We start from the raw sequence: 26,841 nt of genomic DNA, 5'->3' as shown, positions 1-26,841 counted from the left end.
ACGGGCTTTTTGATTATAATAGTAAAACAACTACAGTTTGACAAATCGCTTTATTTCCCTAAAATTCTTACCTTCAATTTTGATAATATAGTTTCCTGCTGGCAAATCCCGCACAGAAATTTCAGCAGCATTGCCATCCTCAAGGGATAGCTGTTTGACAATGCGCCCAAATAGGTCAATAAAACTTACTAAGAAGGCTTCAGATTCAGGTGTAGTGATTGCGATCCTGTCGTTGGAAGGATTGGGATAAATCGATATTTCTGAAGTAAACTGTTCTCGTATGGAAACATTGCTTTTGTAAAAAAAGTCTGTCTTTTCAATCGGGTCAAAACCTGAAATTGATTTGATCTCAAAGATTTCATCCATAATCTTACCACCTGTATAATTTCGAAGATATCTATATCCGCTTGTATCGGGCATTGTGCTCATATAGTCAATAAACAATCTCCCGCTGAAATTACCTTCCGAATCATACGAAAAAATTTCTCTGTTGATAAGTACATAATTGTTGCCAGATAATTCTTCTACATCTAACTGTGTGATCTTGTTATTTGTCAAGGAAGGAGTTATTTTTCCGACTGTATACCAGCCCGAACCGTCGTACTCCTGAATGGTCAGATGGGTCAAATTACCTCCGCTGTAATTGGTCAAATATCTAGCTGATGGTTCGAATTGATTAGTTGCCAGATTTATTTCGTATTGCACATAAGAAGTTGGGCCATATTCAACCGAATAATTAAAATCACTAAACAGATTATATCTTGGATAGATTTCCAGAAGGATGGCATTCAAGCCCAAAAGCAAATCTTCTATCTTAATGTACCCTAGCTCCCAGGTACAATCTTCGAACTTCACAAAATCAATCGGATTTCCAATCATTAAGGGATCTATGGCTAACACAAAGTTCTTCTCTAATCCACTGAGGCTATCGTAAGTGATATTTTTTACGGATAAAACATTTTTAGCAAGACTTCCGTCGCTGGAATTAAAAAACCTAATTTCCGTTGGTTTGGTTGGGTCATTTCCCGTAACAAAGAAAATTGAATCATAGGAAAATAAATTCCAGGAATTGCTGACCCATTCGAAATATCTCACGACGATAAGTCTGCCTTGTGCATCGTAAGTAAATTCAATTTTTTCATCTGGCTGAGTGGAAAGTACCGGATTATTGTTTAACAATACGGAAACAGGCTTTGTACTGCCTGGGTATTGAAAATCGATTATTTGTGAAAGTGCGCCAAACTCGTATTTTTTTACATAATCAACTTTCAGCTGTGCTGAATACTGAAGTAAGTCATACCCCATAAAGACATACTGACTACCGTCCCAGAAATAGTTAACTAATGAATCTGGAATCATCACTGAAGTAGGTTTTTGGTGGTATGCTGGAGTAGCGGTTCCAACTGGTAGTTTCATCAATGCTTTGATTTGCTGAGCCGGATTGTTTAAAATTTTCTCGAGCTGCAGTTTTCTTTTGGCAGCTAAATCCTTTACAGGACCTGCAATGGAAATTGTACTCAACAGGAAAAGTACAAATAAGGTAGTTTTTTTCATGGCATCTTGTTTTTTCGCAAATTTTAATATAGGTAAAGATTAGCGGAGTATTAAAAAAGTTGAATTTGAACCTTTTTTTGCTGCATTAAACACTTTTTCTTTTGGCAAAACGATTGAGCGCGTGGTGATACACCTTCTAAAAATGGCCCTTCATCGCACATCAAGGCACATCTGATCATGAAATGATTATCGCATTTATCATTCATAAAGGCAACGGCGGTTCTTTTTCCGGATTGATCTTGTAAAAAATACTTTACAAATCTTCGATCCTCCAACTTGTGATATTCGACTTTGGTGATTTGATATCCGTCATTTGGCCAATATTTTAATACATAGTCGTTAAGCTCATCGGTATAATGATAGAAATATTTACCAATCTTGTACGCTTCCTCCATAGCACGGCGCCCGGCATATAAAGCCACCAGGCGGTCTCCTATAAAGCTACTGATCATAGGCTGACAATCCTCACATGCACATTTCACATCAACCCCTTCTATAAACATTTTTCCACGACAATCCTCTGAGCAAAGATGCCTGCATTCATAGACCCAACTTTCTTGTGCCAAAGCTGGTATCTGCACAAATAAAAATCCCAACAGATGACCAATCGACAGTATCGCTCTAAGTGAATTGAAGTTCATACCTGATGAGGTTTATATTCATGACAAAATAAAAGTAGAAAGACTCATCAGCAGAAGATTTGACCCTCTGCTTCATCACCGTAAATTTTAGATTCATGGCTCACAAACTTCATGGCAGACATCAGAGCCAGAAGAGCATCGAGGTGATGCCAGGAGGTGATGCCTTCTTCTGCAATTGAAATTTTAGGGTTGAAGAGGCAACACAAGAGCCGTCGACAAGTCAGAAGGTCTGATTTATTGCCTTTGTAGCCGTGTGTGAGTAGCGAAAGCTCGACTGCAAGGAGTTTAGGATAGGTTTCATACACTGGTATTTGATGGTTTTTCAGCTGGTCTTTAAGTCGGATAGCTCTGGCAGTAAGTCCGCCCAAAAACATTGGAGACATAGCGCCCGCCTGGACATCAGCCTTTCGGTAGAAATAGTCGGTACACCCTGCCAGGCCTTTGTACAACCCGGGTAGTGAGAGGGGAGCATCTAAAAACAGAGCATCAGGCCGGAAATGCAGTGCAGATTGAAAGATAAATTGGTCGGCATCTTCATCTTTCTTACAACTGAGAAAATATACCTTGGCACTTTCGTAAACAGCGATGGCAGTAGTGCCCGCATACCTGCTCCCAAAATCTACACCCATTAAAACATCTGTGGGGAGATTGTCTGTCACTTTACCTTGAATATTTCCCGGATTACTTTGGTTCTGTAGTTGAATATTTTCTCCAGTCGAGGTCTGATAAGGATGGGGTGCAATACATTGCCAATGGGAGCTAACGGAAGCTGATAGCTGACGATATCTGTAACCAGAACTCCTTCATCTGTCGTCTTAAAGTGGTGCTCGTGATGCCACATGCTGTAAGGGCCTATGCGCTGCTCATCCACAAAAAATTGGTTCCTGCGGATATGGGTGATTTCAGTGACCCATTCAGTAGGGATGCCCAAAAGAGGTCGTACAGTATACGCGATAATCAAGCCCTCATACATCTCTTCAGGCACAGGGGTCTTGATTATAAAACCCATATCAGGGGGTGTGATTCTCTGCAGGTTGTGTGGAGTGGCAAAAAATTTCCAAACATTTTCGATGGTATCTTTAATGAATACTTCTTCCCTGAGTTGATACATAAGTACTTTTTAGCTCTTAATTTTAAAATCAGGGGAATTGTTTACCAAAGCTCTTTTAAAAACAGAAATCGATTGGATTTAGTTTTCAATTACCTGCCACGTATCTTCAACGTTTCCTTACGCAGTACACATTCAAACAATACCCGATATTATGATGAGAATTTAGACCTGACAGTTTGATACAGAAAAGTGAAAATTCACAAATCTTTATGTGGTATCTTTCTTCTATTAATGGCGAAAAGGTAAATGAGATGATTTCACAATTCCCAATGAAAAAAAGAATTTGAATCCTATGCTGAATCATGAAAATTTGGTAAGTCCAATGTGATGCCGGATGAAATATTAAACCTAATGCATCCTGGTAGTAGAGTAAGGGGATAAACTATATTGTAAATCGCATGAGTACAAATACCAAATTGTGTACTTTCAACGCTATGGTCATTTAAAACGAAGATGAGTGGAACTCGTAAATGTGATAACAAAATTCATGATTTCTATTCCTTCAAACAAAAAAAAGTGTGGAATAGTTGCTTCAAAAAGATATTTAAATACCAAAAACCTTTCAAAAATTGTTAAAATGATTTTTTTTGTTTCGGTATAATCTGTATTGATTATTTTTGTCATGAAATTTAAAACTTATCAAAAATGGAAGCAGAAAAATTAACCCCAAAAACAGTTGCAAATTACCTGAAATCAAATTTTAGCAACAGAGGAGGTCTTAAAAGTGTATTTGCATCTCAATTTCTTTCAAAATTTGAACTCGAGCAGTTGGAAGCATTGAAAGCAGATATCGAAGCTGAAATCCAGGCTCGCTATGATGCTATCGCTCAAGAAAAGATAGCTGAAGTAGAAAAACTTGGCTACAAAGTAATCAAAGCCTAAACTGATAAATTGATATACTAAAATGCGGGCTGCTCTCCTGTACGGAGAGCAGCCTTTTTGTTGTTTATCTCAGCATATGGGTAATAGGTCTGTATAAGCCTGAAGGTTCATAAATAGATTTTGATGCATAGTTGAATACCTTATTAAGACTATTAAAACTCGAAATGCTGAAAAAAATCTTCCCTAACGCCGGTGAGTCAAAAGAATTCAGTTACTTAAGTATTCAACTTAATAATATGCGCAACTTTATATAGCAATTTTCGCTCAAAATAAATCAAGAGCAGTTTTTAGCATATATGGGATTGAATGAGGGAAATACTGATGTCTTTTTTGATGTTTTATAATAGTGGGCAAGGCAAATACTGTTGAGACAGATATTGAAGCACTGTAAAAAAAGCATGGTTGGAACCGGATGGAGGTTTTTGCTATTGCCGGTCATTTTGTTTTGATGTAACTGTTACAGGAAGGCTTATTTCATTACAAAAGAGGATTGTCGGACTTGTGAAAGTTTGATGGTGGAAATAATCGGAAGTTCAAAAAAGAAAAACACAATAAGAAATCAACTACAAAATTGAGTGATGGAAAATTGAAATGTCGGCAACAGGAATTGTGATGATATTTTCAATGGGAGGAAAAATATTCCATACCTATTTATTGAATTGTAGTAGTATACCTGTACTTCAAAAGTGCATGTAGGGACTTCTTCACTGCCGTCTGTGAATGAACAAATCGATTGATATCCTTCAAATCAAAATTCTGTACCGTGTCGTTAGTGGTTGATTGTAAATCTTTGTGTGAACCCGTTTTCAGGAATTTTTTAATGGATGCGCAGGTGATGGAAAATGAATCTGTGCATGTAATCCGGGTTGGATGTATACCCTAAATACTGAATAAACTAAAGTTGAAATCGTATGGAATTCTAAAAAATCTGCTGGACTGAAAATTTCCGCCATTCAAGAAATTACCGACATTCAATATGAATAGCTAATGGGTACTCATTGGGTAGAACTTTGAAGTTTCGATACATAATTTTCGGGGAGAATAGACAAAATTTTCTCAATTGCTGATGGGTGCTACAGGACCAAAAGCGTCTGCACTACATAGACATGGTACTTTGTATTGTTTTATTGAGTTCATAAATATTATGATTTTCTCCGGTCTTCTTAAAATTAGCTAGCAACTTAAACCGTACATGTTGTCTCTTGAGCCTTACATAAGAAGGTTCAGTATACGGAAAACTTCCAAAAAGAAGATGAAATCCCGGATACTCCAGCCTCAACTTCCGGATAATTTGAAGGCTATACGAAAATCTTTCCGGGTACTAAACAGTTATATGGCGCCGATTTCCAAGATACTGTGATACCAATAGCCTGTGTGAGCTCGAAAGGTTATAGAGGTTATAGAAAAAATTATTGCAGTGGCACAACCAAAAGGATATGAAGTCGCTTTTGCAGCATGTAATTAAATATGGATGGATTAGCATGGGATGTGAGTTATAAATTGTCGTGTAAATGATAAATTTCGGATTGGTTGATACGGCAGACCGGCTCATAAGAGGTATTGATATGGATGAGATTAATTTGGTGAGGATCAGACAAAAAGCAGGGTAGTATATCTCAAAAAATGGTGAAGAAGTGACGCGTGATGGCCTGGTTTGTATTTTTGACTGGTGTAGGGTAGGGTTTGCAGGTGTCCTTCAACCAATCAGGAAGTAGTGGTGTAATCTGGTGTTTGTAACCTGTTGACTATCTGAAGCTATCGACCCGGAGAAGTTTAAAAGGGTTTTAATGGAGATTTCACGTTGGTCGACAGGGTGATTCGGACTTAATTTGCCTGCGTTTAAGGGATCGTCGCCGATATGGAATGCGTGAGGGATGCGGAGGGCGCCCTTCTGGGCGGTGCGAAGCACGGAAGCGAAGCGTACCCCGGAGCAGCCCGACCCCGCGCGGAAAGGCCTACTGCAGTAGGCCGTCGAGCGGGGGCACGCCCAAATACAAAATATTGATGAAATGGAAAATATTCTTGAAATAGAGGGAGTATCGAAGGCTTATGGCCAGCATAAGGCGCTGTCGGATGTGACGATGTGTGTGCGAAGAGGTTGTTTGTTTGGGCTTCTTGGGCCCAATGGGGCTGGCAAGACTACGCTGATACGAATTGTAAATCAGATATTTACAGCTGATAGTGGGCGGATACTCTTTGATGGGAGTCTGCTGAGTGCTGTTCACCAGAGCAGGATTGGCTATCTGCCGGAAGAGCGGGGCTTGTACCGAAGCATGAAGGTGGGTGAACAGGCGCTTTATCTGGCAGGGTTGAAAGGGCTTGGAGAGATGGAGGCGAAAAGGGCTTTGAAATATTGGTTTGAGCGACTCGATATAATGGGTTGGTGGGACAAGAAGGTGGAGGAACTCTCGAAGGGGATGGCGCAAAAGGTGCAGTTTGCCATCACGGTGCTGCACGAGCCGGAGCTTTTGATTCTGGATGAGCCTTTTTCGGGTTTTGATCCGGTGAATGAGGGTGTAATCCGGGATGAGCTGATGGAGCTGCATAGGAGAGGGACGACCATCATCTTTTCTACGCACCGGATGGATACAGTGGAGGAGCTCTGTGAAGACATTGTGTTGATAGATCGCTCGAAGGTTGTGCTTAGTGGTCCGCTGGGGAGCATTAAAAAACAGTTTGCCAGAAAGGAGTGGGAAATCGTGGTGAGGGCCAGCACTGGTATGGACCTGCCTGTGGTAAGCGGATATGAGTGTGAAAAGCTCGGGCAACCGAACGGAGATATGGTGGTGAGGGTGATGGACAGGGAAAACAAAGGGATTAATGAATTTCTGACAGCTCTGCTGGCAACGGGCACGGGACAGGTGCAGGCAGTGCGGGAGATTCTGCCGGCTATGAAGGAAATTTTTATAGATGTGGTCAAAAATCAGAGGGATGAATAAGATTTGGTTGATTATCAGGAGGGAATTTTTGTTCAGGGTACGGAAGAGGTCGTTTTTGGTGATGACGATTTTAGGGCCTTTGTTATTTGGGGCTTTGATTGTAGCTCCAGCTTTGCTGTCGAACATTCAGACGGATACCCGCACCATTTTGGTGCATGATAAGGCGATGATTCTGGATTTTGAAGAGGGGAATGAGGACATCAGGTTTGTATACATCGACCCGAACCGGTATTCGCTGGAGGAGTCTAAGGCCATGGTGTTGGAAAAGGGGGAGTACTATGCGCTGCTATATGTGCCTACGGGAGAGAGCTGGGACCCGGATTTTATAGCGGCAGGGATTGCAATGTACAGCAAAAACGACATCAGTCTGAAGGTACAAGCCTTTGTTGAAAGTCTGATTAAGTCAAAGATACAGGAAGAAAAACTCAAATTGCTGGGGGTGGACCCGGCAGTGGTGCAGCAGAGTACAACGCAAGTGAGGGTGCGAACATTTTATCTGGAGGAGGCTACCCAAAAGGAGAGACAATCGTCGACGGAAGTAAAGTTTGTGTTGGCTTTTATCAGTAGTCTGCTCATCTACTTATTTATATTTCTCTATGGAAGTATGGTGATGCGAGGTATAATTGAGGAAAAGGCAAGTAGAATAGTGGAGCTAATCATTACATCGGTGAAACCTTTTCAGCTGATGATGGGAAAGATCATAGGTGTAGCTGTGACAGGATTACTTCAGTTTCTGATTTGGGTGGTACTGAGTTTTGGGATATATGTGTTGACATCTCAGTTGATTTTCAGGGAAAAGTTTGATGCTGCTCGTGTGCTGGCTGCCCAGAGGGCTGAACTGGATAGAGAGGGTAGTGCCTTGCCGATGGATATTGACCGTTCGATTGAGATCATCCAGGCGATTGAGAACATCAATTTTCCGGTGGTGCTGTCGTTGTTTTTGTTTTATTTTTTGTTTGGATATCTGGTATATGGGGCTTTGTTTGCGATTGTAGGGTCTACGGTGGACAATGAGACGGATACGCAGCAGATGGTGTTGCCCATCAGTGTGCCGCTGATTCTGGCCATATTGTCTATGACAGCTGTGGTCGAAAACCCGGACAGCAATCTGGCTGTAGTGCTGTCTTACATTCCTCTGACTTCGCCGGTGATCATGATGGCGCGTATTCCTTTTGGTGTACCTTGGTGGCAGATTGGGCTTTCGATGGTTTTTCTGGTAGGATTTTTTGTGCTGGCTGCATGGGTGGCGGGCAGGATTTATCGGGTTGGAATCCTCCGCTATGGCAAGAAGTACAATTTACGGGAGGTGATTAAGTGGTTTTCGTACAAAGTTTAAAGGGAGAAATGACCTAATCAATGAGCATATTTGCGCATAAGTTGCTTCCAGGTATCGTTTTTTTTAAAGAAGTAGAAGGTTACGGAGTTGTATCTGAGGTTTTGGTAGAAAGCTGTGGAGTGGTGATATATCATACTTAGACCTGTAATGCCGAATTCGGTATAAACTTCGGCAAGAAATTCCGTAATTCTGTCCGGATGCAGCTGACGAAAGTAAGGTGAACCTGACTGGATGACCCTTTGGCAATTGGACAGATATTTGTCGAGAGTGGTATATGGGAGGTCGTAGAAATCGACTTTGAAATAGTTTGGGTTGGAGCTATAGTACCGTACCTTGTACAGGTCGTTTTTTTCGGCGGGGAACAGATTGGGCAAATAGGTGGTGCCGGCGAAATATTTACCTCTTAGCTCTGCTCTTTTTTGTCCATGTGGTGTAGAGAAGTTTAGCCCAATTTCGTGACTAAAAGCATAACTGATACTGCCCAGGGTGCTGGCCGGCTCCCGGCTGATCATCCATTCATAAAAGAGACTTTTGCCAACTGGAAATACGACGCTGATGCAGAAAGCAGTAGCAATGGCCCATAAAAAACCGGTTTTCAGAGATTTATAGGCTTCTTCTGAATACTTTTGTCTGATGCGCTCTGAATTGGCTTTTCGGCGGAGCCATTCTTCTTTGGAAATGCCGTATTTGCGTTTGAAATGGTCTGTATTGGTGGATGTAGTGCGTTGAGGCTCGGCATGTGGAGTATAAGGAGGAGGCTGTGAGTGTTTTCTTTTTTTCTTAGTTTTTCCGGTGAGGTATTCGTAGGCTGATTGAATTTCTCTAAATCGGGAGTGATCGGCGGGGTTGGATGTGCGGTCGGGGTGGTATTTTTTGGCAAGAAGGCGGTAGGCCCTTTTTATTTCATCGGGTGTTGCACCGGGCTTCAGACCCAGAACAGCATAGTAATCGCGTGTGTGATTCAGTTTTTTTTAGTACAAATTTAAGCTGTACTGCTCAAAGATGAAGGGGCTGTTCGCTTGTGACGTGAATTTGGAGCTTGGTTATGGGATGCGGGAAAAGGAGTTTGTAAGCTAACAGGCTGATGGAACCGTCTCGATTCGGTCGCCGGGCTCCGTATTTGACATCGCCTTTTACGGGGTGGCCAATATGTGCCAGTTGACATCTTATTTGATGATGGCGACCGGTGAAGAGTTGAATTTCGACCAGGCTGTAGTTGCGATATTCTTCCACTGTTTGAAGGATCAACTTGGCTGGTTTTGCGGATGGGTGATTGGCTTCAACGACTGCGGATTTATTTGTTTTTTCATTTTTGGAGAGATAGTTCTGGAGAGTAATCTCTACTCCGGGAGGGAGGGAGCCTTCAACAAGTGCTCTGTAAATTTTTGTGACTTTTCGGTCTTTGAACATCTGGTTGATTCGCGCAAGGGCTTTGCTTGTTTTGGTAAATATTACCAGACCTGAAGTGGGTCTGTCAAGTCTGTGTGTGACTCCAAGAAATACATTTCCAGGTTTATTTTTAGTGATTTTCAGATAGTTTTTAACAAAGTCAGCCAGACAGGTATCGCCGGTTTTATCGCCTTGAACGAGCTCTCCGTGAAGTTTGTCGAGGATGATCAGGTGATTGTCTTCGTATCTGATCCGGTTGGGAAGGTCGGATGGAAAGGGGTCAGTATTGTTCGTTTTCATTTGGAAAATCACCGGATTTCACATCGGCTACATACTGACTGATGGCAGTGGTAATTTCCTGATAAAGATTGAGATATCTGCGAAGGAATCTGGGGTGAAACTGATAGGTCATCCCAAGCATATCGTGAATGACCAGGACCTGACCATCTACATCGGCGCCTGCTCCGATACCAATGACCGGAATACGGACTGACTGTGCGACTTTGCGACCCAGATCACTGGGAATTTTTTCTAAGACGATGGAGAAGCAGCCTGTATTTTCTAAAAGCAGGGCGTCGTTGTATAATTTTTCGGCTTCAGCCTCTTCGCGGGCTCTGACTGTATAGGTGCCAAACTTGTAGATGCTCTGAGGTGTGAGGCCCAAGTGCCCCATCACTGGGATGCCGGCAGATAATATTCTTCGGATAGAGTCGACTATTTCTTCCCCTCCTTCAAGCTTTACAGCGTGTGCACCTGATTCTTTCATAATGCGAATGGCACTATTGAGGGCCTGCTTGCTGTCGCCCTGATAGGAACCAAAAGGCAAATCGACCACTACCAGGGCTCTGCTGACAGCCCTTACGACTGAAGAAGCGTGATAAATCATCTGGTCGAGGGTAATTGGCAAAGTGGTTTCATGCCCAGCCATGACATTCGATGCTGAATCGCCTACAAGGATGATATCGATTCCGGCTGCATCTACCATCTTGGCCATTGTGTAATCGTATGCAGTAAGCATGGAGATCTTTTCTCCCCGACGCTTCATTTCCTGCACGGTATTGGTGGTTACTTTTTTTTCACCTGAAGCTGAGGACCTGGCTGTTGACATGTACGTTTTGCTTATTGAACAAATGCAAATAAAAGAAAAAGCTATCATCCAGAGGACGATAGCTTAAAATGGGTGAATAAAACCTTGGGTCAGGCTTGTGCAGCCTCTATGGGCACTACAGATACGAAGGATTTGTTGTCTTTTTTCTTTTTGAATTCGACAATTCCATCTACAAGGGCATAGAGGGTGTGGTCTTTGCCCATTCCGACATTTTTGCCCGGGTGATGACGGGTGCCGCGCTGGCGAACGATGATATTACCTGCGATTGCTACCTGACCGCCAAATATTTTCACGCCAAGTCGCTTGCTTTCTGATTCACGTCCGTTTTTGGAACTACCGACGCCTTTCTTATGTGCCATGACTTTAGTGGTTTTATGCGTTAATATCTTTTATAATCAATTTGCTGATGGATTGGCGGAACCCATTGAGTTTCTGGTATCCTTTTCTTCTCTTTTTCTTAAAGATGAGTACTTTATCTGCTTTTAAGTGCTGGTCTACTACAGCTTTTACGGTTGCACCTTCTATAACCGGGGCGCCGACCTTCACTCCGTTTTCATCCTCCACCAGTAAAACGCGATCGAATGTAATTTCATCGCCTACAGCGGAATGGAGTCTATTTACGAAGAGAGGCTGGTCTTTGCGTACTTTGTACTGATGCCCTGCTATCTCTACTATTGCGTACATTATTAGGGTATTTGATTTAGGGCTGCAAAGGTACATCTGATATCTAAATTAACACCCTTAAGGTAAAAATTTTTCTTTTAGTTTAGGATTTTGCAGCACACATGTTTGCTTGCGGCCAAAAATGACGTATCGCCTTCGTGCAATATGCGAATAGATGAACCAGAGAACCGGGCCTGGAAGCAGGTTGAAGATTTTTAGAAGCTTATATGGAAATCCAAGGATGTCGAGGAGTTTAAAAAATACTTCAGGCCCTTTAAACCATTTTCCATTGTACATCATCTGAACATATTCCTTTTCCGGGCTGGTAGTTGAATACTGGGAGTGAGTAATGCCTCCCAGGTTAGACAATAGGATTTTGTTTTCTTTGTCGACCCGGGCGATCCAATGTGAAATTTTTTCACACAATACACAGTCCGAATCAATAAAGATCACTGCCTGACGCATGCTACTTTTGTGCTTTAGTTGTAATAACCGAATTTATGCATAAAAAGTTAATCCAACTATTTCTGATTTTTAGTTTGGCACTTTCAGGCCATTCACAGGAATTACTCTTTGTCAAAAAGGATAGAAATTTATATGACCGGAGAGAAGCTCAAATATCTGCTACCGATTTTAAGCTCTTTGAATTTGACAACCATAAAATATTAGAGATTTTTAAAAGTGCTCCTGCTTGCGAGTTTTGGGAAAAGTGTTCGTTTAAATATCTGAGTATCCCCGCACCTGATGGGGGGATTTATACTTTCAAAATTGCACAATCTGGTGTAATGCCAGCAGCCATGATGGAGGAATTTCAGACCATACGAGCAATAAGAGGCTATTACATCAGCGGTGACACCTCCCTATACCTGAAGGCCGAAATCGGTCCCCGGGGTTTTACTGCTATGGTTACAGGCCATCCCGAAGGAAGTTGGTTCATCGATCCGGTGTACAGGAACAAACCAGAGCTGGCAATATGCTATTTTAAAAAGCACTTCTTCACTGACAAGCAGGCCCTTTGTCATTTTACGGGTGCTACGCTAAGGGATGATCTCAATCCGGAGCACAGGACCGAAAATATCGGCAACAATGTGGTGGTAGTTGAAAAAATCAGACGAGAATACCGGCTGGCAGTGACCACTACTGGCGAGTACAGCCAATTTCACGGGGGTACAATTCCCTCGGTAATGAATGCCATCATCACTACAATAAATCGTGTGAACAGCGTGTATGAACGAGATATATCCATCAGGTTGGTGCTCGTACCAAACAACAGCACATTAATATTTCTCGATCCAGCTACTGACCCTTTTCAGAACAACAACTCCAACCAACTGTTGACAACCAATCCCAATGTAATCAACAACGCTATCGGGTCAAATGCATACGATATTGGCCACAATTTCAGTACAGGAGGAGGTGGGTTGGCAGCTCTTGGCTGTGTGTGTCTGAGCAACAAGGCACAGGGCGTAACCGGAAGTTCAGCTCCCGTAGGTGACCCATTCGACATAGATTATGTGGCACATGAGATAGGTCATCAATTTGGAGCCAATCACACCCAGAACAACTCCTGCCAACGCAACGGTCCAACGGCGTGGGAACCGGGCAGCGCTTCCACCATCATGGGATATGCGGGCATCTGTCCTCCCAATTTGCAGAACAATTCGGATGACTATTTCCACATCGGTTCCATTGGTGAAATGTACAATTTTGCCATATTGGGCATCGGTAACAGCTGCGCCAATCGTATCACAACGCCTAACAGTGCTCCGGTTGTCGACAGTGTAGTATTGCCGAATTCTTCAATTCCAAAAGAGACTCCTTTCAGGCTGATTGGCTATGCGTCGGACCCGGAAAGCGACCCCATCACCTACACCTGGGAACAATTTGACACAGGTCCTTCCGGAGCCCCTAATAATCCTAGCGGAAATGCACCGATTTTCAGAAGTTTTCAGCCTGTGAGCCACGGAACAAGATTCTTCCCAAGATATCCGTCCATTCTCACCGGTGTAAATGTCGTAGGAGAAATTTTACCGACCTATGGAAGAAATCTCAGATTCAGACTCACGGTAAGAGACGGTTCTGCAGTCAGCTACCGGCAGGTACAACTGTCAGTGGATGGCAATGCGGGACCATTTGTCATCACCTACCCCAATCAGGGGGCAGCAATGAAGTCCGGAGTCATCTCCCGCATCACCTGGAATGTAGCTAATACCGATGCCGGAAACATCAATTGCAAAGAAGTTGACATCTTTCTAAGCACAAACAATGGTTCGACCTGGGAACACTATTTAGGTCGCAGGCCAAATACCGGGGAAGCCCTTGTTATTTTTCCACCAAACATCAGTGCTTCGGCCGCCAGACTTCGAATAGATGGGGTCGACCAAATCTTTTTTACCGTATCCAGATTTTTCAACATCAGCCCAGCTGTTTTAACCACTGAAGAATTGGCTGTTGCTACACTAAAAGCATCCATCTATCCCAACCCAAGCACAGCAGAAAGGGAATGCACCATCTATTTTGAAAAAGCAATCCATGGCAAAACAACCATTGCTATCACTTCACTTGACGGCAAAATAGTATACCAGGATTCGCTATTATTAGATGCAGGTATTCAACGGATACCGTTGATGGTTAAAGGTATAAGTAAGGGTACTTACATCCTTCGAATCACATCCTACGAAGGGGCTCAGTCCCTGAAGTGGGTAATACAATGAAGCCTACTGGTAGAGCGATGTGATTTTCTTCAATACGGATTCTCTCTTTCGGCTTGAAATGGAGAAAACTTCTCCATCGTTTAGCTCCAGGTAACCCCCACTGTACGGGAGGTATTTTCTTACATAATTAATGTTGACAATATAGGATTTATGAATACGTGTTAGTGATGTGTTTTGTAACATTTGGTCATAAAACCGGATGGGTTTGGTGGATTCAATTTTCTGTCCATCCGTTTTTATTATTATTGTGTGCGCTTTAAAGGTTTCAATACGGATGATTTCTTCCTGATTTAAAAAAATAATTCCTTCGTTTGTGTAAACGGGAATTCTATCGTCGACTCTTAGAGGTGCTGCAATCTGTTGTGGCAATTGCTTGGATAGGTCTGCCAAAGGAGTGCTTTTGGCTTTCCTGGCTTTATCAATGGCGGCTGACAATTCGTCCATGTCTACTGGTTTAAGTAAATAATCCACTGCATTAACTCTGAAAGCCTTAATCGCATATTCATCGTATGCTGTGATAAAAATGATGGCAGGCTCATAATCATCAAGGGCCAGCTGCATTTCCTGAATTAATTCAAATCCGCTTTCGTCATTGAGGTGAATGTCCAAAAGTATGATGTCCGGTTTATGATTTTCAATGACAGAAAGCGCCTGGTCAATGGTTGAGGCCGCACCAATTATTTTTACGTCGTTGCATACAGCCAAAACTTTAGACGATAGAGACTCTATAATTCCCTGTTCGTCGTCTACGATAAGCAATTTGAATACCTCCATAGATTCTATTTTACAATTGGCAAAACAAGGTGAACAATGGTACCCGAAGGTAAACCGTTAACATCCATTTTGTCATGTATTTTTATAAATAGCTGTTTTTTTGAAGTTTGACTCAGATATTCAAGTCTTTGTTTGTTGATTTTTAGAGCCAATGATTTTGATTTCACATCAGTTTTTACAGGTAATTCGGATGATTTTATCCTTCCTACCCCATTGTCTTCAATGAATACATCGATGATATTTTCCTTTTCACGAAGATAAAAGGATATTTTAATTAGACCTTTTCGGTCCTTCAAAGGTCGGAGACCGTGAATAATTGAGTTTTCAACATGTGGTTGCAGGATCATGGATGGAATTTGATGGTTTTCCAAAGCTTTTTCATCTGGAAAGTATTCAAATTCATACTCAAAAGATCGTTCGGCACGCATCTGTTCGAGATCGAGATAATTTTTAAGCAAATCAATTTCTCGCTTAAGCGAATGAAACCCCTTGTCACTTCCTTCAAGGATGAGTCGCATCAATCGGGTAAATTTATTCAAATGACGAACTGCCGTTATTTTATCTGCCTTCAGAATATAGCCTTCAATTGATTCCAGTGAATTGTATAAAAAGTGAGGATTCATCTGCAATCGGAGCGCTTTGGTTTCTGTTTCAAGTAATTGTTCTTTTAGAGCTATTTTTTCCTTTAGCTGTCGCATTCGCCACCGTATGAAAATAGAGACAACAAGTATAATCGCGAATGAAGATGAAAGGAGAAAATACCCTGTAAGATAAAATGGCTTCTTGATTAGAAAGGAAATTTCCCCCTCATCAAGCAGCTCGCCAGTACGAGTAAATAATTGATATAAGACTTTGTAACGGTTCGGAATCAGATTGGTCAGATACAGCTCGTTTACCGATGACACAACTGTATCGCTTTTTTGATCTGTAATGATGATAAAACGAAATAGAAAACTGGTCTCTGAAAAAATATCTGACACCGGTTCAAAAATAAAACTGAGCGTGTTTTCAAAACTTCTCAGGGTCAATGGTTTGTCATGAAATTTTTGTACACCATTGACCAGTAGTTTTTCAATTTTGAAATGTGTTTTGAGAGGTTTAAGAAAGTCATCTGATTCACTCTTTAAAATTCCATTTTCGCTCACTATAAAAATGTCGTTCCCATGCCGAACGACCGCATTGATTTGAACATTTCGGGTTAACCAGTCGGAAAATTTAAGGGTGTATGCTGTAGAATTGGAATTACCTGCAATCAGAAGCCTTAATTCATCAGAAAACACAAGTAGGCTATCTCGACCTACGGTTTCTATTAATCTGGGATTTGTCCCAAAATATCTTTGTTCAATTTTATGAAAATCTTTTAAACAAATCCTGTGCAATGTAGCATTTTCAAAAACCCAAATAGCTTTCGAAATTGTATCGAAGTGTACAGAAGTAATTTGGTTAAAAGGATACGATTTAAGCTCATGTAGTGAATCGAGGTTGCAAAGGACAAAAGTTATCATGTCCGGATCGATTAAAACCAGTAAACTATCCGATATTCTGTAATGTTTGATCCATGCGTTATTCAAGAAGTATTGATATTTTTTATCTTTAAAATAAACCAACAAGCCCTTGTCATTCAGAAAACTCAGCTGACCGTAAAATACATCTATATTGCCTATATCAAAGGGAAAATTCATCAGACGATAATGAAGCAATTGATTTCGATACCACTGATAAATACCAGTTTCAGTGTTGAACAATATGGAGTGGTCCATCCAAGGTAAAATCTGAAAAACTATGCCGGTATTCGTGTGAAAAAAATCTGATATTAAGCGAATATTACCTAAATTCAGGTCGCATTGCAACACTTTTTTTCCAAAAGATATATACAGATTATCATGTATGACTCTTTTGTCCAGAATTAATTTCCCAACGGGATAATCAAATGAAGTAAACGAGTAAATGGAATTTAAGAGAAAGCATTTTAATCGTTCGTTTTCAGAAACCCACAATTCATCATTATCAAATAGAAAAATTCTGAAGATATATGTTTTTGAGTTGATAATTTTTTGATTGTCATTTTCATCGATTAAAAAAATTTCATTTGTACCGGTAAGACCAACAATATAATTTTTATTTTTTTGCAGACTATAAATTTGATTTATGGGTTTATGCAATCTGACTTTGTCGATAACATTATGATTTTTTATTTTGATAATTTTTGAACTTGTAAACAGATAAATTATTCCGTTTCTTTCGATTGCATTAAGAATTTTTTCTTTACTTACATATACTTTTTTGATGGAGTTATCTTCCCATTCGGATAAGGTATAGTCACCCTGTATTACGTATAAACTAAGATGGCATGTAAATACTTTTTTTATATTTTTTAATTCGGATTTTAAGAGTAAAAAATCTGAAGTGTTTTTTTCGAATGAGAACAATTCACCGGTGTTTGAAAGGAAATACACGCGATTTTCAAACTGAACAAATTTTCGAATTTTCAAGGAATTTTCTAATGTAGCAATCAAGTAGAACTTTTTGCTTCTTTGACTGAAAAAGTACACTTCATGTTCGGATGCCACCAGAAGACTATCTGAATTGTAGAGAGCTAAGGCATTTACAAATGGGACCCTCAATCCCTCTGGCACACCATAGTAATAAAAGTTTCCTTTTCGATAGTTAATAAGGCCCTGACCTTCGCTGCCAAAAAATCGGAAGGTTTGGTCTATTAAAAGGGCATCGTTGATTTCTGTAGAATAAAGACCGTTTTCGATTCCAAAGGATTTGAACAAAATCGGCAGGTCATAATTTGAAAATGCTCTGGTAATCAGTAAATTACTTAGTATAGTGGCGATGATTATTTTTGAGTGCATTTAATTACTTTTAGTATAATATTATTGCAGCAAATAATTTACCCCATTGCACAAGGTTTTTTTTTCAAAAGTATTGCTGGTAGTTGTTTCATCACTGATTCCCATTCCGCCTATGCAAGGGCAGCCCCTTGGAACAGCTGTTGGTATGCGGGCTTTAGGAGTTGGGGGGATTTATACTGTTTTCGGGGATGCCTTTACGGCCTTTAATAACCCGGCTGCAGGACAAGACATAGAAGGGTCATCGATTGGCCTTTCGGTGCAAAACAGGTTTGGAATTTCCGACTTAAATGTTTATCATTTAGGCGTAGTACAAAGAATCAATCGGACAAGCATTCTCTCCTTTGGCATTGGCTCCATGGGAATTGAAGGATTTTCTGAGAATCACTTCTTAGTGGGTTATGGACTTCCTTTATCAGAATTATTGTCCGTAGGCGTCCGAACGGGATTGATTCATTATTTCCTGGCTGAACGAGGTCATTATCTCCAGCCGATAGCAGACCTGGGTAGTTTCTTTTCGCTTAATCAAAGGCTTAGCTTTGGCATTGTAATTCACAATCCTTTTCAAATCAGCCGAATAAAAGAATACAACGATTATATGCCGGTAGGTGCTTCATTTGGTACAAGGTACACAGCTGGAGAGCAGCTGTTTTTGTTCGCTGAAATTTCAAAATTTGAGCTTCTGCCAGCGCAATTTAAAACTGGAATAGAATGGGGTTGGAAAAAGCATCTTTGGCTCAGGACTGGTTACTCACACACAAACTCGGCCTTCAGCCTTGGGCTGGGTTGGGGATACAAAACCCTGCGGGTCAATCTGGCATTTGTGCATGTAGCACTCCCGGGTGGAATTTCAGGTGCTGATGTATCCTATTTATGGTAAATAAAGTACTTATCACCGGTTTTTGCATCCTATTTTGCTGGTTTATAGCCAGCGGACAGATTGAACTCAATGAGTTGGAACAAGAAGTGGAAGCGATTACCGAAGTGGCGGGAGAGGATGCTGATGTCATTCAATGGGCTGAAAATCTGGACTATTTCAGAGATCATAAGATTAACCTCAACACAGCGGGAAAGGAATTGCTTTCACAGCTTGGATTTTTAAATGCGTTTCAGATATTCAATCTTTTGGAGCACAGAAGAAAATATGGTAGAATAGTCACATTTTACGAGCTTGGGTATCTGAATGGCTTTGACGAGTCGGTCATCAAAAAACTTGAAACATTTACTTATTTGGGTGAAGTCGAGCCCCGGAAATTCAGCTTAAAGGAAATGCTGACACGCGGACGACACCTTACCGTGATGCGGGTACAGTTGGGACTTGAAGAACGTCGAGGATATTTGCTTCGAAGACAGGTAAGAGCCGGAGACACCACTATTGGTAGCTACTATTTAGGTGACCCGAGCCGCGTATTTATCAGACACCGATACACGTTCGGAAATCAGCTAAGTTTTGGATTCACTGGTGAAAAAGACCCCGGAGAGCCTATACTTTGGGAGGCAGGACAAAGGGGTTTTGATTTCTACAGCGGGCACATAGCCCTGATGGGTAAAAAGCGCCTCAAGTCATTGATTATTGGAGACTATCAAGCCCAGTTTGGCCAGGGCCTGGTCCTTTGGAGCTCACTTGCCTTTAGAAAGTCACCATCTGTGCTCAATGTGCAGCGCTTCGGAAGAGGTTTTATTCCCTATAACGGTCTTGACGAAAATCGATTTTTCAGAGGTGGTGCTTTGACTTACACTTTTAAAAACATAGATCTATCAGCCTTTTACTCTCTGAAAAGAATGTCATCAGCCCTCAGCGAAACCATCATCGATGAAGATACAGGTGAAACGATAGTAGAAGGTGGGTCCCTCAGGCTTACTGGTCTTCATAGAACACCTACCGAACGAGCAGCAAGAAAAACCCTTTCGATGGAAAGCGTTGGTGCACATGCAACTGGTGATTTTGGATTTTTCAGGATTGGGGCCACAGCTGTACAGCATCGCTTTGATCCCCCTTTAGCCTCCCCCACCCCATTGTACCAACAATTTAACATTCAAGGAAGAAACATCTGGAATGCTTCTCTCGACTACCAGGTATTATTGCCTTCAATTCAGCTGTTTGGAGAGATGGCCATCAACCAGGCAGGTGGCCTGGCTATGACCCACGGAGCTTATGTAAGCGCCGGAAGCAAACTGACCTATGTATTGTTTTACAGGCACTTTCAAAAAGAATACTCTGCTATCTTTCATGCTCCTTTTGCAGAAAGTACAGGAAATGATGCGGAAAGAGGATTTTACACAGGTTTTCGCTGGGAAGCTGCTCCGAGGCTTTTTATCAATGCTTACGCAGACCTTTATCAATTTGACTGGCCTAGGTTCTCAGCCAGTCTTCCAACTACAGGAAGAGATGTATTTATTCAAGGGGAATATTTCTTGAGCCGTCGGTACAACTTCTACCTGCGCCTGAGAGAAGAAGTCAATCAAATCAATGGACCTGACGAAACCGTAATTCGACCTTTAGCCGAACAAAAAAGATATATCATGCGATGGCACCAAAACATTTTTCCAAATAATAGAATCCATCTGGCCTCCAGAATAGAATTTTCGAGGGCAGAATCGCACAAAGGGCTCAGCAGGGGCTGGTTGGTATTTCAGGATATTCGTTTTTCCTTGCCAAAAACTCCTCTGAAAATAACCTATCGGCTCAGCGTGTACGATACAGATGACTTCGATAGTCGGATTTATGCCTTTGAAAACGACGTCCTCTACTCTTTTTCAGTCCCGGCCCTATACGATAGAGGTACGAGGTCCTATGTCATGGCAGAATATTCTTATAAACGTCTGACCTTTTGGGTCAGATATGCCATTACGAGATTTACTGACAGATATATAATCAGTTCCGGACTCCAGCAAATAGATGGGAACATAGCCTCAGATATTAGGGTGCAGTGCAGATTGAAACTGTAATGTTCCGACGCAATCCTGCTATCATAATATTTTAACGTTTAAAAAAGAACACATCCAATACATACCCCCGGTAAAAGAGCTATTTTCTTACCCATCAGCGTTAACGGAAAATAGTAAATTCCTTTTCTTGATGTTTGTTTTGAATTCTACTGAAAAGGATTTTCACAGCATCGATTGAAAATAACTGCCTTCTGGCAAACCGGAGTTCACATTTGCCGAAACTGCATAATCAAGTATTTCCGATTTGGTGTTTTACTAATATATTAGTGACATGTTTCAACGCTGGATGATACGGTATTTTCTGTTTTTTTGTTTGTTAACCCCGGCATGGCTTTCAGCAACCCACAACAGGGCTGGAGAGATTACCTACCGCCACATAGCTGGCCTTACCTATGAAGTCACCATTACCACCTATACCAAAGAATCCAGTGTAGCTGCCGATCGGTGCAGTCTCACTGTATCTTGGGGGGATAATACCACTTCAGTACTCAACAGAATAAACGGACCAACGGGGCTTTCCTGTGGTCCGGGTATAGGCATGGGAGTAAGCCTTGTGGATGCCAACGACGTAAAGCTAAACATTTACAGAGGTACCCATACCTACCCATCTGCCGGAATTTACATCATCAGCATGGAAGACCCCAATCGCAACGGCGGAGTGAGCAATATACCAGGGAGTATTTCTGTTCCATTTTACATACAAACTACATTGGTAATCAATCCCATACTCGGTCCTAACAACTCCGTCCAACTGCTCAATCCGCCAATTGACGATGCCTGTCTGAATCAACCTTATATCCATAATCCGGGGGCATTCGACCCGGATGGAGATTCACTTGTATTCACATTGGTCAACTGCAGGGGAGCAGGGGGTATTGAATTTCAGACTACTTATGCTCCTAATCTGGTACAAGACCCCATAACCATTAATCAACTCACCGGCGACTTAGAATGGAACGTTCCTAAAAATGTAGGACAGTACAATTTTGCTATCATGATTTCCGAATTCAGAAAGACTCCTTCCGGTCAATATGCACTGATCAGCCAGGTGACCAGGGATCTGCAAATCACAGTGGGACAATGCAGCAATCAACCCCCTGTTATACCGCCGGTTGGTCCATTCTGCGTAGTTGCGGGCGAAACGCTTACTTTTTCTGTTACAGCGTTTGACCCTGACCATCGCAATGTAACGCTTACTGCCACCGGAGGGCCCTTCATCATACCTCCTACAGCTGTACTGATGGGTTCACCATCTGATTCATCATCGGTGACTAGGACATTTCGATGGACAACAGCCTGCAATCATGTACGGCAGCAGCCTTATCAGGTATTCTTCAGGGCCGTTGACCAGGCCTTAACTCCATTTGAAAATGCCTTATCGGCTTACATGACCACTGAAATTCTGGTTATCGGTCCACCGCCTGCTAACCTTCAGGCTGTCGGCTCAATGGGAAAAATTGAACTTTCATGGGATTTATACTCCTGTTCAGATCAAGTGCGTGGATTTAAAATTTACCGCAAAGAAGGGACATCCGACTTTTCGCCAGACAGTTGCCAGACGGGTATTCCTGAATCGGCTGGCTTTAAAGAAATAGGGTATGCATCGGGCTCCAATACCACCTATTTTGCCGATACTACAGTACCTAAAATGGGAGTCATTTATTGCTACCGAATTGTCGCTGATTACCAAAACGGCGCTGAAAGCATTGCTTCAGCCGAAGCGTGCAGTGAGCTGGCCAGAACCGGCCCAATCCTTACCAATGCAGATGTAACAGAAACATCAGAGACAACAGGCCGAATTGACATCAAATGGATCAGACCGCAAGAACTTGATACTAACCTGTATCCTCCCCCCTATTCCTACAAGCTGATGAGAGCTGAAGGCATCAGCGGAACCAACTTCACTGAAATATCCTACTTTGCGTCTCTGACCGATACCAGCTACACGGATACTTTGCTCAATACTTCCGGCATCATATACAGATATAGAGTGGATTTCCTGTCCGGACCATCGCAAACAGTAGTAAATCGCTCATATCCAGCTACGCAGCCCTTTCTGAAAACCATACCCTCCAATAGGGCTATCCGATTAGCCTACGATTTTGACGGCCCCTGGACAAACGACACCCTGATAGCTTATCGTCAAAATCCCGTTACCCAGCTATTTGACTCGATTGGCTTCAGCACAGAACCCACCTATCTCGATACAGGCCTTCAAAATGGTATTACCTATTGCTATTATCTAAAAACCATTGGAAACTTTACAGGCAGCAATATGCCGACACACCTGATCAACCGCTCTCAGATTGTCTGCGATATCCCTGCTGACACAGCTCTTCCCTGCCCTCCAATCGTAACGGCTGATTACATCTGTGAAAATAGATTATTGGAATTTGCCTTAACCTTCAATGATACGGGATTATGCATGCAAGATTTGACCCTCTTGTATTACAATCTGTACTACAAAAGGCGGAAAAGCGAAGACTTTCCGGTTGAACCCGCCATGACCATGATAACCTCCCCTTCGCTGCGTTTAGAAAAAATGACTCTTGCAGGCTGCTATGCATTCACCGCTGTAACCATAAATCCATTTGACCCACAACAAATACCAAAGGAAAGTAAACTTTCTGCCCCTATCTGCCTTCCTTCCTGTCCTGATATAAAATTACCCAATGTATTCACACCTAATGGAGATGGTACTAATGACATCTTTTTGCCAATTCGTTGGATTGATATCCTCGATGGAAAAATCAGTATATTCAATCGCTGGGGACAGCTTGTCTACGAGGCCGATGCAGCTCAATTTTCAGAAGCGGGCTGGGATGGAAAAGACCAATTCACCAATAAATTATGTTCTGACGGAACATATTTCTACGTGATCAGCGTCATGTTTTTATCCGACGATGACCAGCCCGAAATATTTGACTTTAAAGGTTCAGTGACTCTATTCCGTTAAAATCAAATTCCCTTTCATACATCTCAAAACAAAGAATTAAAGCAAATCAATATGTTTGCATTCCTATTTAATCTGTAGATCTCTCTTGTATGACCCTATCAAAGCGAATAAACGAGCTAAACGAAAGCCAAACGCTGGCCATGGCAAGGAAAAGCCGCGAACTGAAAGCAAAAGGAGTTCATGTAATCAATTTAAGCCTTGGCGAACCAGACTTTGACACACCTGACTTTATAAAAGAAGCAGCTAAAAAAGCTATAGAAGACAACTACTCCCATTACTCTCCTGTGGCCGGCTACCTGGACTTGCGTGAGGCTATTTCTGAAAAATTTAAAAGAGACAACCATCTGGAGTATATCCCCGATGAAATAGTGGTAAGTACCGGTGCTAAGCAAAGCCTTATCAATGCCATTATGTGCTTAGTGAATCCGGGAGATGAAGTGATTATTTTCACTCCATATTGGGTGTCGTACACATCGATGGTGCAGTTGGCCGAGGGTGTTCCTGTCTTTGTAAAAGCAGGAGTTGAGCAAGACTTTAAGCCAACGGCCGACCAGATAGAAGCAGCCATTTCACCACGAACCAAACTATTGATATTCAGCTCTCCATGCAACCCCACAGGATCGGTTTTGACCTACGAGGAACTTAGTGAAATAGCCGAAATCCTTAGGAAATATCCACATATATATGCCATATCGGACGAGATTTATGAACACATTGTCTTTGAGGAAAAACACATCAGTCTTGCCTCATTTTCGGAAATAAAAGACCGAGTTATCACGGTAAATGGACTTTCAAAAGGATACGCCATGACGGGCTGGCGCATTGGCTATATAGGTGCCCCCAAAAGAATTGCACAGGCATGTGACAAGTTCCAGGGTCAGTTTACCAGTGGCACCTGCACCATCAGTCAAAGAGCTGCCATAGCGGCCTTAAAAGCCGATCCATCAGAAATCGGATATATGCGCGAAGCTTTTTACCGACGTAGAAATATTGTGATAGACCTGCTCTCCGAAATCCCAGGTTTCAGACTCAATCTGCCCAAAGGAGCGTTTTACGTATTCCCGGATGTTTCGAAACTGCTGGGAAAACACTATATGGGGAATAAAATATCCACAACAGAAGACCTGTGTATGTATCTGCTCAACCATGCCCATGTAAGCACGGTGAGTGGAGACGCTTTTGGTGCGAGCAATTGCATTAGAATCTCCTATGCAGCTTCAGAAAACGACCTAATAGATGCAATTTCTAGAATTCACGAAGCAGTTAACAAGTTAAAAGATTAAGAATATGGCGATTCATACGGATGTAGATTTCATCTATCAAATTTTTGAACAAAGTATTGACGATTACCATATATCCGACAACGTGGATCAGTCCGTGGAAATACCTTATGAAGAAGGTACTTTTGAGTACTTGTTGTACAAAAAAAACAGCATCGACTGCATTCAGTGGCATCTTGAGGACATCATACGGGATCCAGACATTGAGCCGGTAAAAGCCCTTGCTATTAAGCGCCGAATAGATTCACTCAATCAGGGCCGAACCGACCTGGTCGAACTTATAGATGATTTCTATTTTAATTATTACAGCACCATCAAACCGCGACCTGATGCACATCTCAATACTGAAAGCATCGCATGGGCATTGGACAGATTATCTATTTTGTCTCTGAAAATTTATCACATGGAGGTGGAGGCCAGCCGAGATGACGCAGCCGAGGACCACATCGAGCACTGTTCCAAAAAGTTAAATCTCCTTTATACTCAAAAAAAAGATTTGATAACTGCTATAAAACAATTGCTTACAGATATCGCTGAGGGAAAAAGGATTGTGAAAGTCTATCGGGCTGTTAAAATGTACAACGACCCGGCTACCAATCCGATACTCTATCAAAAATCCAAAAAATAGCGATGAAAGTCCTTGCTATTCGCTTTTCATCGATGGGCGACGTAGCGTTGGTAGCAGCAGCTGCCAAAGCGTGGCTCAGTGCAAACCAGAAAAATGAGTTACTGGTGTGTTCCAGACCTCAGTTTAAACCCCTCTTTGAGCCCATTGAGCGATGCGAATTTTTCCCTGCCGACCTGAATAAAGACTACAAAGGACTCAATGGAATGAAAATGCTGGCCGACCAGCTGGTCAATTATTTTGATTTTGATCTGGTAGCTGACTTACACGACAATCTACGTAGCCGCGTGCTAAGTACTTTTTTCAGATTTCAGGGTTTTCAGATTTCAAGAATTAATAAAGGCAGGTCAGAAAAGCGAAAACTCACGCGCAGGAAAAATAAATTACTCTACCCTCTCGCTCATACCGTAGATAGATATCTCGATGCTTTGCCGGGAAAGGTGCTTTGGCAAGACATTTATTTGCCCGTGTACGTTGCTACCGGAAATCAAATATCATCAGGAAGCCTTAAGGTGGGAATCGCACCCTATGCCAAACATCGAGTAAAACAATGGTCTGAATCAAAATTTGCCGAACTTGTCCGCCTGCTGGGCGAAAATCAAATAGAATGCATTGTTTTTGGTAGCCAGGATGAGAAGAGAAACTTTAGAAACCTCTTCCCTGACAGTGCACAATACATCCAAATTCCTGCTATACAAGGCCTTGCCGAAGAAATTCAACTGATGACTTCATTAGATGCTTTTGTGGCCCTTGATTCATTCAACATGCATTTGGCCTATTTATGTGGATTGCCAGTTGTGAGCATCTGGGGACCTACGCATCCCTATATTGGCTTCGGCCCGCTGGGCATTTCAAAAAACTTTATCGTTCAGAAAGAGCTGGAATGCAGGCCGTGTTCTGCATTCGGACAAAAAAAGTGCTTTCGTGGCGATCATGCCTGTATGGAGTCCATCACTACAGAACAAGTCTTTCAACAGGTGAAAAAAGCATTAGAGACCCGAAGGCAACAATCAACACAGGCAGGCCGGACGTCTCCTCCTTAACTAAAAAACCCGGAATCCA

General features: G+C 42.0%; 22 protein-coding genes and 1 pseudogene. 10 read left to right on the top strand and 13 right to left on the bottom strand.

Going from position 1 to position 26,841, the window contains the following annotated elements:
• Nucleotides 1-30: 30 nt before the first annotated feature.
• Genes DES35_RS09110 through DES35_RS09095 form a run of 4 tightly spaced genes read right to left on the bottom strand, consistent with a single transcriptional unit; the run spans nucleotide 31 to nucleotide 3,306 of the window.
• Nucleotides 31-1,554: a T9SS type A sorting domain-containing protein gene (locus DES35_RS09110; RefSeq protein ID WP_114366405.1), complete on the bottom strand. Its 1,524-nt coding sequence runs from the start codon at nucleotides 1,552-1,554 to the stop codon at nucleotides 31-33.
• 50 nt (nucleotides 1,555-1,604) lie between these two features.
• Nucleotides 1,605-2,195: a hypothetical protein gene (locus DES35_RS09105; RefSeq protein WP_114366404.1), complete on the bottom strand. Its 591-nt coding sequence runs from the start codon at nucleotides 2,193-2,195 to the stop codon at nucleotides 1,605-1,607.
• A gap of 47 nt (nucleotides 2,196-2,242) precedes the next feature.
• Nucleotides 2,243-2,854, bottom strand: a complete 612-nt coding sequence (locus DES35_RS09100; protein ID WP_125039477.1) for a DUF429 domain-containing protein — start codon at nucleotides 2,852-2,854, stop codon at nucleotides 2,243-2,245.
• Nucleotides 2,851-3,306, bottom strand: coding sequence for an SRPBCC family protein (locus DES35_RS09095; protein ID WP_114366403.1), 456 nt, complete (start codon nucleotides 3,304-3,306; stop codon nucleotides 2,851-2,853). Before DES35_RS09095 ends, DES35_RS09100 begins: the two co-directional genes overlap by 4 nt.
• Nucleotides 3,307-3,951: 645 nt before the next feature.
• Between DES35_RS09095 and DES35_RS09085 the strand changes: the two genes are divergently transcribed.
• From DES35_RS09085 to DES35_RS09075, 3 genes are all read left to right on the top strand, one after another.
• Nucleotides 3,952-4,188, top strand: coding sequence for a hypothetical protein (locus DES35_RS09085; protein ID WP_037361231.1), 237 nt, complete (start codon nucleotides 3,952-3,954; stop codon nucleotides 4,186-4,188).
• Between the two features lie 2,009 nt (nucleotides 4,189-6,197).
• Nucleotides 6,198-7,127, top strand: coding sequence for an ABC transporter ATP-binding protein (locus tag DES35_RS09080; protein WP_037361229.1), 930 nt, complete (start codon nucleotides 6,198-6,200; stop codon nucleotides 7,125-7,127).
• Complete coding sequence (locus DES35_RS09075) at nucleotides 7,120-8,463, top strand: ABC transporter permease (protein WP_037361226.1); 1,344 nt, start codon at nucleotides 7,120-7,122, stop codon at nucleotides 8,461-8,463. Before DES35_RS09080 ends, DES35_RS09075 begins: the two co-directional genes overlap by 8 nt.
• A 17-nt stretch (nucleotides 8,464-8,480) precedes the next feature.
• Here DES35_RS09075 and DES35_RS11690 read toward each other — a convergent pair whose 3' ends face one another.
• The 7 genes and pseudogenes from DES35_RS11690 to DES35_RS09045 all read right to left on the bottom strand — a co-directional run bounded on the left by DES35_RS11690 (nucleotide 8,481) and on the right by DES35_RS09045 (nucleotide 12,088).
• Nucleotides 8,481-8,975 carry a hypothetical protein gene (locus DES35_RS11690; protein WP_037361223.1) on the bottom strand — a complete coding sequence of 165 codons (495 nt, stop codon included), beginning with the start codon at nucleotides 8,973-8,975 and terminating at the stop codon, nucleotides 8,481-8,483.
• A gap of 321 nt (nucleotides 8,976-9,296) precedes the next feature.
• Nucleotides 9,297-9,365 (bottom strand): annotated as a pseudogene (locus tag DES35_RS11805) (hypothetical protein); the annotation flags it as partial.
• A 94-nt stretch (nucleotides 9,366-9,459) separates the two neighbouring features.
• The gene (locus DES35_RS09065; RefSeq protein ID WP_051889484.1) at nucleotides 9,460-10,152 is read right to left on the bottom strand and encodes an RluA family pseudouridine synthase; all 693 of its coding nucleotides are present in this window, start codon (nucleotides 10,150-10,152) and stop codon (nucleotides 9,460-9,462) included.
• A complete protein-coding gene (gene panB, locus DES35_RS09060; RefSeq protein WP_037361221.1) occupies nucleotides 10,133-10,960 on the bottom strand; it encodes a 3-methyl-2-oxobutanoate hydroxymethyltransferase in 828 nt (275 codons plus the stop codon). Before panB ends, DES35_RS09065 begins: the two co-directional genes overlap by 20 nt.
• A gap of 89 nt (nucleotides 10,961-11,049) precedes the next feature.
• Nucleotides 11,050-11,319: a 50S ribosomal protein L27 gene (rpmA, locus tag DES35_RS09055; RefSeq protein WP_037361218.1), complete on the bottom strand. Its 270-nt coding sequence runs from the start codon at nucleotides 11,317-11,319 to the stop codon at nucleotides 11,050-11,052.
• Between the two features lie 13 nt (nucleotides 11,320-11,332).
• Entirely contained in the window at nucleotides 11,333-11,644 is a 312-nt protein-coding gene (gene rplU / locus DES35_RS09050) for a 50S ribosomal protein L21 (protein WP_037361215.1), read from the bottom strand.
• Nucleotides 11,645-11,701: 57 nt separating this feature from the next.
• Nucleotides 11,702-12,088, bottom strand: a complete 387-nt coding sequence (locus DES35_RS09045; protein WP_114366402.1) for a thiol-disulfide oxidoreductase DCC family protein — start codon at nucleotides 12,086-12,088, stop codon at nucleotides 11,702-11,704.
• Between the two features lie 35 nt (nucleotides 12,089-12,123).
• Between DES35_RS09045 and DES35_RS09040 the strand changes: the two genes are divergently transcribed.
• Nucleotides 12,124-14,337 carry a reprolysin-like metallopeptidase gene (locus DES35_RS09040; RefSeq protein ID WP_114366401.1) on the top strand — a complete coding sequence of 738 codons (2,214 nt, stop codon included), beginning with the start codon at nucleotides 12,124-12,126 and terminating at the stop codon, nucleotides 14,335-14,337.
• Between the two features lie 3 nt (nucleotides 14,338-14,340).
• Here the strand turns inward: DES35_RS09040 and DES35_RS09035 are convergent, their stop codons facing one another.
• Nucleotides 14,341-15,111, bottom strand: a complete 771-nt coding sequence (locus DES35_RS09035; protein ID WP_037360572.1) for a LytR/AlgR family response regulator transcription factor — start codon at nucleotides 15,109-15,111, stop codon at nucleotides 14,341-14,343.
• A gap of 5 nt (nucleotides 15,112-15,116) precedes the next feature.
• On the bottom strand, nucleotides 15,117-17,972 hold the full coding sequence (locus DES35_RS09030; protein ID WP_051889449.1) for a sensor histidine kinase: 2,856 nt from the start codon (nucleotides 17,970-17,972) through the stop codon (nucleotides 15,117-15,119).
• A 46-nt stretch (nucleotides 17,973-18,018) separates the two neighbouring features.
• Between DES35_RS09030 and DES35_RS09025 the strand changes: the two genes are divergently transcribed.
• The 6 genes from DES35_RS09025 to DES35_RS09000 all read left to right on the top strand — a co-directional run bounded on the left by DES35_RS09025 (nucleotide 18,019) and on the right by DES35_RS09000 (nucleotide 26,822).
• Nucleotides 18,019-18,849 (top strand): PorV/PorQ family protein, encoded by an 831-nt coding sequence (locus tag DES35_RS09025; RefSeq protein ID WP_037360568.1) that lies wholly within the window; start codon nucleotides 18,019-18,021, stop codon nucleotides 18,847-18,849.
• Nucleotides 18,843-20,918: a helix-hairpin-helix domain-containing protein gene (locus tag DES35_RS09020; RefSeq protein WP_037360565.1), complete on the top strand. Its 2,076-nt coding sequence runs from the start codon at nucleotides 18,843-18,845 to the stop codon at nucleotides 20,916-20,918. Before DES35_RS09025 ends, DES35_RS09020 begins: the two co-directional genes overlap by 7 nt.
• A 271-nt stretch (nucleotides 20,919-21,189) precedes the next feature.
• Nucleotides 21,190-23,874 (top strand): T9SS C-terminal target domain-containing protein, encoded by a 2,685-nt coding sequence (locus tag DES35_RS09015; protein WP_037360563.1) that lies wholly within the window; start codon nucleotides 21,190-21,192, stop codon nucleotides 23,872-23,874.
• 89 nt (nucleotides 23,875-23,963) lie between these two features.
• Nucleotides 23,964-25,157 (top strand): pyridoxal phosphate-dependent aminotransferase, encoded by a 1,194-nt coding sequence (locus DES35_RS09010; RefSeq protein ID WP_114366400.1) that lies wholly within the window; start codon nucleotides 23,964-23,966, stop codon nucleotides 25,155-25,157.
• Between the two features lie 4 nt (nucleotides 25,158-25,161).
• Nucleotides 25,162-25,782: a DUF4254 domain-containing protein gene (locus DES35_RS09005; protein ID WP_037360559.1), complete on the top strand. Its 621-nt coding sequence runs from the start codon at nucleotides 25,162-25,164 to the stop codon at nucleotides 25,780-25,782.
• Nucleotides 25,783-25,784: 2 nt separating this feature from the next.
• A complete protein-coding gene (locus tag DES35_RS09000; protein ID WP_084180226.1) occupies nucleotides 25,785-26,822 on the top strand; it encodes a glycosyltransferase family 9 protein in 1,038 nt (345 codons plus the stop codon).
• The last annotated feature ends 19 nt before the right edge of the window (nucleotides 26,823-26,841 follow it).

It is taken from the genome of Schleiferia thermophila (genome assembly GCF_003337435.1).
Taxonomy (GTDB): Bacteria; Bacteroidota; Bacteroidia; order Flavobacteriales; family Schleiferiaceae; genus Schleiferia; species Schleiferia thermophila.
This window is presented reverse-complemented; position numbering and strand designations above follow the sequence as displayed.

Excerpts from the sequence above, each read along its gene's own strand:
- DES35_RS09110 (WP_114366405.1), bottom strand. The coding sequence starts at position 1,554 with ATGAAAAAAACTACCTTATTTGTACTTTTCCTGTTGAGTACAATTTCC.
- DES35_RS09105 (WP_114366404.1), bottom strand. The coding sequence starts at position 2,195 with ATGAACTTCAATTCACTTAGAGCGATACTGTCGATTGGTCATCTGTTG.
- DES35_RS09095 (WP_114366403.1), bottom strand. The coding sequence starts at position 3,306 with ATGTATCAACTCAGGGAAGAAGTATTCATTAAAGATACCATCGAAAAT.
- DES35_RS09085 (WP_037361231.1), top strand. The coding sequence starts at position 3,952 with ATGGAAGCAGAAAAATTAACCCCAAAAACAGTTGCAAATTACCTGAAA.
- DES35_RS09080 (WP_037361229.1), top strand. The coding sequence starts at position 6,198 with ATGGAAAATATTCTTGAAATAGAGGGAGTATCGAAGGCTTATGGCCAG.
- DES35_RS09075 (WP_037361226.1), top strand. The coding sequence starts at position 7,120 with ATGAATAAGATTTGGTTGATTATCAGGAGGGAATTTTTGTTCAGGGTA.
- DES35_RS11690 (WP_037361223.1), bottom strand. The coding sequence starts at position 8,975 with ATGATCAGCCGGGAGCCGGCCAGCACCCTGGGCAGTATCAGTTATGCT.
- DES35_RS09065 (WP_051889484.1), bottom strand. The coding sequence starts at position 10,152 with ATGAAAACGAACAATACTGACCCCTTTCCATCCGACCTTCCCAACCGG.
- panB (WP_037361221.1), bottom strand. The coding sequence starts at position 10,960 with ATGTCAACAGCCAGGTCCTCAGCTTCAGGTGAAAAAAAAGTAACCACC.
- rpmA (WP_037361218.1), bottom strand. The coding sequence starts at position 11,319 with ATGGCACATAAGAAAGGCGTCGGTAGTTCCAAAAACGGACGTGAATCA.
- rplU (WP_037361215.1), bottom strand. The coding sequence starts at position 11,644 with ATGTACGCAATAGTAGAGATAGCAGGGCATCAGTACAAAGTACGCAAA.
- DES35_RS09045 (WP_114366402.1), bottom strand. The coding sequence starts at position 12,088 with ATGCGTCAGGCAGTGATCTTTATTGATTCGGACTGTGTATTGTGTGAA.
- DES35_RS09040 (WP_114366401.1), top strand. The coding sequence starts at position 12,124 with ATGCATAAAAAGTTAATCCAACTATTTCTGATTTTTAGTTTGGCACTT.
- DES35_RS09035 (WP_037360572.1), bottom strand. The coding sequence starts at position 15,111 with ATGGAGGTATTCAAATTGCTTATCGTAGACGACGAACAGGGAATTATA.
- DES35_RS09030 (WP_051889449.1), bottom strand. The coding sequence starts at position 17,972 with ATGCACTCAAAAATAATCATCGCCACTATACTAAGTAATTTACTGATT.
- DES35_RS09020 (WP_037360565.1), top strand. The coding sequence starts at position 18,843 with ATGGTAAATAAAGTACTTATCACCGGTTTTTGCATCCTATTTTGCTGG.
- DES35_RS09015 (WP_037360563.1), top strand. The coding sequence starts at position 21,190 with ATGTTTCAACGCTGGATGATACGGTATTTTCTGTTTTTTTGTTTGTTA.
- DES35_RS09010 (WP_114366400.1), top strand. The coding sequence starts at position 23,964 with ATGACCCTATCAAAGCGAATAAACGAGCTAAACGAAAGCCAAACGCTG.
- DES35_RS09005 (WP_037360559.1), top strand. The coding sequence starts at position 25,162 with ATGGCGATTCATACGGATGTAGATTTCATCTATCAAATTTTTGAACAA.
- DES35_RS09000 (WP_084180226.1), top strand. The coding sequence starts at position 25,785 with ATGAAAGTCCTTGCTATTCGCTTTTCATCGATGGGCGACGTAGCGTTG.